This is a genomic window from Parafrankia elaeagni, assembly GCF_000374165.1.
Lineage (GTDB): Bacteria > Actinomycetota > Actinomycetes > Frankiales > Frankiaceae > Parafrankia > Parafrankia elaeagni.
This window is the reverse complement of record NZ_KB893798.1, coordinates 1-7284: the sequence shown is the minus strand read 5'-3', so window position 1 is coordinate 7284 and position 7284 is coordinate 1. Positions and strand designations below refer to the sequence as shown.

1 protein-coding gene is annotated in these 7284 nt (G+C 65.3%); it reads left to right on the top strand.

Going from position 1 to position 7284, the window contains the following annotated elements:
• Positions 1-43: 43 nt before the first annotated feature.
• Positions 44-7284 (top strand): DNRLRE domain-containing protein (locus tag B207_RS0131685; RefSeq protein ID WP_018640715.1); only part of this gene is annotated, 7241 nt, incomplete at its 3' end.

The following is a 7284-nucleotide window of genomic DNA, read 5'->3' as shown; positions in this document are numbered from 1 at the left end:
GATGTCTCCGCCCACGGACATCCATACGGATCTCGGAGCCCCCATGCCCGGCCGGCACCTGCCCGCCCCCGCCCCCGACCCCGCCTCCCGACCGGACCCGCACCCCAGCGGACGCCGCCACCGACGCCGCCGCGCCCGCCCCGGCCGGCTCCAGGCGGTGGCGCTCCTGCTGATCCCGGTGATCATGATCGTCGCGATGGTCGTCGTCGAACGCACCCGCGACGGCAGCGGACGCCGACCCATCTCCCAGGAGAACCCGTTCCGGGACATGAACCTCCCGGAAAGCAGCTCGGGCTCAGCTGACGGCCGCGGGCACGAGGTGCCCACCGAGGCGACCCAGTCCGTAGCCGCACCCGACCCGGCGGCGGTTGACAGAGCCGTCCCCGATGTTCCGGGGACTGTGCCGACGACGGTCGACAAGCCGATCGTCTTCGAGAAGCCGTCCGCCAGGCGGGATGGCGGGGCGCCCCCGACGTCGGTCACGGCGAAGATCGGTCGGATCGACGAGGCGGTCAAGGACCCGCCGGTGCCCGCAGACGCTGCCGCAACGAGCCCTCGGGCTGGTCGGACCGAGATGGTCGAGCGGCGAACGGAGACGACGAGCGTCTTCCGGAATCCGGATGGCACGTTCACATCGGAGATCTCGCAGGGGCCGGTGAACTTCCGCGACACTGCCGGGACCTGGCAGAAGATCGATACCACATTGGTTCCCGCGGAACGCGGTCGCCTGCGGGTGGCGGCGACGGATGTTGCGACAGATATCGCGACGACCGCGAGCGATCCCCGTCTGGCCAGGCTCGAGATCGAGGACGGCGTCTCCGCAGCCTTCGGGATCGCCGAGGCCGCGTCCGCGGACGCGGCCGTCGATGGTTCCGTCGCAACCTATGCCGATGTCCGGGAGGCCGCAGACCTGCAGGTGGGATCGACGCCGAATGGTCTGAAGGACGTCATCATCCTGAAATCGCGGGAGGCGCCGACGTCGTGGACGTTCCCGCTCACCCTGGAAGGGTTGACGGCGAAGATCGTCGATGGTCAGGTGCAACTGACCGACCGTGCTGGCAAGTTGCGCGGCCTGGTGCCGGTGGGATGGATGAAGGACTCCGGCACCACTGGTGTCGCCGGTACCCCTGCCGAGTCCTACGGCGTCGACTACACCCTCGTGACTCTCGACAGTGGCCAGCAGGCGCTGCGTGTCGATCTCGATGAGGATTGGCTGCGCGATCCCGCGCGAGTCTTTCCGGTCATGGTTGATCCGCCTCTGGTCGCTGTACTGCCGGACTGGCAGAACGACACCTTCGTCTCCTCCTATGAGCAGGGCCCCCACGGGTCAGATCCTGCTCTGAAGGTCGGGCGCTACATCGACAACGTTCACCATTCGTATGCGCAGTTCGGTGGATCTCAGTTCAGTTTCCTGACGAACGCGACCGTGCTGGGTGCTGCCGTCCAGCTGTTCAACAAAGTCTCCGCTTCCTGTACGCCCCTGCCTGTCTCGCTCTACGAGGTCACCCAGAGCTGGGACGGGAACACAATGCCGTGGCCGGGTGCGTCCATCGGTGCCGAGGTCGCACAGAGTTCGTTCGCCTATGGTGGGGCATCCTGCACCCCGGGTGGGAACTGGGTGACGTTTTCCGATCCGAGACTGACCCAGCTCGTCGATGACTGGACCCATGGGGTAAAGCAGAACACCGGCGTCTCCATCCGGACGTCCACCACCAACACCCAGTATTTCAAGGCCTTCGAATCCTACGAATGTGCATCGCCGTGTAATCCGGCGAATCCGGCGACAGATCTGCGCCCGCGGATGTCGGTTACTTGGTCACCGTATGACGCCCGGTACTCCTGGGCAACGAATCCGGCGGTCTGGGAACAGTGGCTCACTGACACCCAGCAAGGAAAGATCCGCATCAATGTTCGCAACGAGGGTCAGGCGAACTGGCCGGCCAACGGCAGTTTCAAGCTGTCCTACAAAGTTTATGACTCGACTGGCCTGTTCCAGCTTCCCCACACGGCTTACGAGACGGTTCTCCCGTCCGCGGTCAACCGCGGCCAGACCATAAACCTTCTCACGACCATGAATCCGCTCCCGGTAGGGAACTACATCGTTCGCTTCGACATGAAGGACGGGGGGACCTTCTTCTCTGACCATCTGCTCCAGCCGTTCACGGTCCCGATATCGGTCTCTGCCGCGGTCAACTATCCGCCTGCTGTCACGGGCGCCAGTCCAGGTAACGGCGCCAACGTGAACTCGCTGACCCCAACGCTTGCGTTGACCGGGTCGGATCCGGATGCCACCGCAGGAGGTCTCAGGTACAGCTTCCGTATCTGTGAGGGATCGGATGCGGACTCCGGGGCATGTTGGAACTCCGGAGCGCCGCAGACCGGTACGAGCTGGCGTGTGCCCGCCGGCGCACTGCAGTGGGGGCGGAGTTACTACTGGGTCGGGAAGGTAACGGACGGAGCCGGCGCGGAGAGTCTGTGGACAGCTCCCATCCGGCTGTACACGCAGCCGCCGACGCCTTCGACAGCGGGCTATCTCGGGAACAATCCTTATGCTCCCGCGGTCAGCAGCGTGACGCCGGTCATCGGAAACTTCACGACCGCGACGACTGACGCCACGGTCCCCGGAGCCGGTCCCGCTCTGTCGGTGACGAGGACCTACAACAGCCGCAATGACGACGTCGGAATCTTCGGGCCGGGCTGGACCTCCGAGTGGGATATGAATGCCAGTCCGGATCTGGACGGCGAGGGCGGCCTACTCGTCACCTATCCCGATGGCCGACAGGGGCGCTTCGGTCGGAACTGGGACGGCACCTACCTGGCCCAGGACGGCTTTTTCTCCCTGGTCCAGGCGCCATCCCCCAAGGTGGCGTCCTTCACCGCCCCCGACTCGACGATGTCACTGGGTCCGACCGACACCGGCGAGAACTGGCAGATTCTGGACGGGACCTGGGGAATTTCCGCCAACAACGCCTACCTTGTCTCAGGTTCGATCTGGCAGCGCAATGCGGCGGTGACCTCGGCCGCGGCGGACGGCACCATCAAGTTCACGGCTCCGGTTGCCCAGGACGGGATCGGTGTTGCCTTCCGGGTTCAGGACATCGACAACATGTGGATGCTCTACCTGCAGCCGTCCACCAACTCCCTGGTCCTCGCGAAACGGGTGGCCGGCTGGGAGACGCAGGTTGCGACCGTGGCTAACGGTTGCTGCGCTCCTACCGACACCTACGCGGTGACGATGTCCGGCGGAACGTTCTCCATTCTGCGGAACAACCGAGTCATCGGATCGGCGAGTGACAGCCAGTTCTCCACCGTCACCCGTGCTGGTCTCTACGTCGCCAGCGCCGGCGCGGGCCGCATCGGATCGATCGCCATGGTCGACGACCAGCACCGCGACAGCGTCACCCGCGCGAACTCCACCACCAGCCTGGGCTCCACCGACAACGGCGAGAAGTGGCTGCCGTCGACAAACACCGTCTGGGGCGTCTCCGGGAACAGTGCCTACCTGGTGACAGCGTCCGGTAACCGCAACGTGGCCACTGTGTCCGGTTCCTCCGACGGCGCCTTCTCGTTCACGATGCCGGCGGCTCAGGGTGGTGTGGGACTGGCGTTCCGCTACGCCGACGTAGCCAACTACTGGCGGCTGGTGGCACAGCCAGGCTCCGGAAACTGGCAGCTGGTCAAGAGAGATGACGGTGTGGAGACCACGGTCGCCACCGCCGCGGGTTGTTGCACCGCGGGCGACGTGCTCCGCATCGAGACCAACGGCCCTCAGATCCGCGTGTTGCGCAACGGTACGCAGATCATGCTGGTGAACGACCCGGCAGTCTTCTACGGTAGCCGCGTCGGCCCGTTCGCTGAGACAACCGGCGCTGGCCGGATCGACGACATGGTCTTCAGCGCCGCTGCGGTGCTTACCGACAAGGCCGGAACAGCGCATGCCTTCCGCTCGGACGGTCGCCTGGCCCGGGTCACCGATGCGGCGGCCCGGCAGCTGCAGTTCGCCTACAACAGCGACGCCCGGTTGACCTCGGTGACGAACCCGACCAGTGGACGGGCGATTACGCTGACGTGGACCGGCGACCGTGTCACCCAGGTCGCGACCCCCGCGGTAACGGCGCACGGAGGCCCTCTCGCGTGGACCTACGGGTACGCCTCGGGAAGACTCACCTCGGTCACCGCGCCTCACACCTCGACGCCGACGACCTATGCCTACGCCTCGAACGGCAGACTGAACCAGATCACACTTCCCCGCGGAAACATCGACACGAAAGTCGGCTACAACACCGACGGCACCGTGGCCTGGCGCGAGGACGGACGAGGTAAGCGCACCACGTTCGCCGTGCTCTCGACGAGCCCCACGACCACGATAAGGATTACCGATCCGCGGGGCCATGCGACCGACTGGGAGTACAAGAACGGCCAGCTGATCTCGCATCGCGACGGGGCCGACGAACGCCGGTTCACCTACAACGACCGCGGCTTCGTCACCCAGATTCAGGACGAAAACGACAACATCGTTGTCCTGAATACGGACGGTCGGGGAAACGTGCGGACGCGCACCACCACCCGAGCCGTCGTCGGTGGTAGTCCGGCAACATATACGGAGTACTACGACTATTTCCTCGGCGCCCCAGGAGACCCCCGTAACGATCTGGTCACGGCTTTCCGTGACGGGCGATCGGAGTCGGCTACCGACAACGAGTTCAAGACCACCTACACCTACAACACCTACGGCGACCTCGTGACCCAGCGGACAGCGGCAACCGCCGACTTTCCCTCAGGGCGAACCGAGAGCTGGGCGTTCACCGCGGGAGCCGAGAGCGCCATCGGCGGAGGAACTGTACCGAGGGATCTCCCGCTTTCCTATACGGATGCCAGAGGAAAGATCACCACCTACGGCTACGACAGCAAAGGTGATCTGCGGCGCGACCAGGATCCCGCGGGACTGGTACACGAATACACCTACGACGAAATCGGTCGGCGCCTTACCTCGAGAGAGATCTCGGACACCTACCCCGCCGGTCTTGCCACCAGCTACTCCTATAACAAGCTCTCCCGAGTTGCCAGCATCACCCAGCCCGGCGTGACCAACCCGATCACCTCGGTTACACACGCCGCAATGACGGTGAACACCTACGACCTGAACGGGAACCTCACACAGGTCGCAGTCTCCGATACGACCGGCGGCGACGCGACCCGCACCACCACCTACACGTACGACAACGCGGACCAGCAGACCTCGACGACCGAGGGCGCCGGCAGCCCGCTCGCACGGACGACCTCCGTCACCTATGACGACAACAACAACATCGCAACAAGCATCGACGCAAACGGCACGGTCACCTCGTACACCTATACGGCGAAGAACCTGCTTGCGACGACGACGATCGAGGATTTCGTCGACGATCCGGTCGCCGGCTCAACCCCACGGGATCTGCTCGCGGAGTCCAGGTCCTACGACCCGGCGGGACGACTCGCCTCGATCACCGACGCCGAGGGCCGGACCACGGAGTACACCTACTGGCTGGACGATCTTCCCCGGCAGGAAATCGCAAAGGGATTCCGGCCGCCAGATCTGGTGAACAAGGTGCTATCCACGGCCGGTGCGCGCGACGTCGTGCTGCTCGATCTCACCTACGACGGTGCCGGAAACCAGATCTCCACGACCTCCGACGGCGGCCTTACCACCATCGAACAGGAATACGATCCAGCCGACCGGCTCATCTCGTCGACGCTGGATCCGGACGGCCTCGCCCGAAAAGTCACCTACACCTACGACGCCACCAACAACGTCATCTCAACCGTTTTCGGTGCCGCCGGGACATCGGCCAGTGAACGGATTGACGCTACTTACGACAACGCGTCCCGACTGACCTCGGAGACAGTCTTCGGTGACGGGACAGATGCATTTGTAACTACCTATCAGAACGACCAGCGGGGTTTCGCGACGGCGGTCACCGATCCGCGCGGCTACGTCGCGGGTGGCTCGCCGAACCCGGCGTTCACAACGACTCTGAAAGTCGACCCCGCCGGCCAGGCCACGCAGGTGAAATCCCCGCCGGTCCCCGTCGAGGAGTGGGGAGCCGGACCGACCGACCAGCAACATACAGCGGACGACGGCTACAACACCTTCGGTGAAGTCACCCACAGCCGTGACACGCGCGGGAACGTGACCACCACGGTCTACAACGTCCTCGGCCAGGCAAGCCAGGTCTCCGGGCAGCCGTACACCCCGCCCGGCGGCTCGGCGATCACCCCGACCGAGTCGTGGACGTACGACGACAACGGCAACACCCTGACGCACACCGACCCGCGCGGAGAAACAACCACGGCGGTCTACGACAAGCTGGACCGCCCAGTCGCGATCACGGACCCGCAGGTTGGTTCGGCGACCGCCGGTGTCAGCCGCATCCTCTACGACGACGTCGGCAACGTCGTGTCCACCGTCGACCAACTGGGCGCCTGGACGTTCTTCGCCTACGACGACCTGGACCGGGTCTGGGCGACCACGGAAACCGAGCGGACTCCGGCAGCGACGTTCAGCACCTACACCGTCCACAACGATGCGGGCGACGTCACCCGCGTTCTCACGCCGGCGAATGCCACAAGCGGCCTCTCCTGGACCGGTGTCTACAACGCCGCCGGAGAACTCGTCGAAGAGCGCGACGAAGGCAACAACCTGACCACCCACAGTTATGATCTGCTAGGACGTCCCGTCTCCACCGCTGACCCCCTCGGCCGATCCACGTCCGTTACCTATGACCGTGCTGGACGGCCTGTCAGAACAGCGGAGTACTCGCCGACCCACGTCGAACTTCGATCCGCGTCCACCGGCTATGACGCCGCGGGGAATCCGGTGTCGGAGACGGATGCGAACGGGTGGACGACGACGTCGACGTTCGACGCTCTCAGTCAGCTGCGGACCGTCACCGAGCCGGTGGACGCCTCGACGTCGATCACGACGACGTTCGGTTACGCCAAGGGTGGCAAGCTCACCCGNCGGACCGACGGCCGNGGGAACCGGGTCATCTACACNTACAACCCGCTGCTGCTGCGGGAGTCGGTGGTGGAGGCCCCGACCACGGCGCATCCGGCCGCCGCGGACCGTGAGTGGAAGACCAGCTACGACGCGGGTGGTCTGCCGGTGTCGGAGACGGCGCCGGGTGGGGTGGTCCGGTCCCGCACGTTCGACGAGCTGGGCCGGCTCACGGTGGAGACCGGTTCCGGGGGCGGTGCCACCGGCGCGGCGCGGTCGTTGACGTATGACCTGGCGGGTCGGGTCAC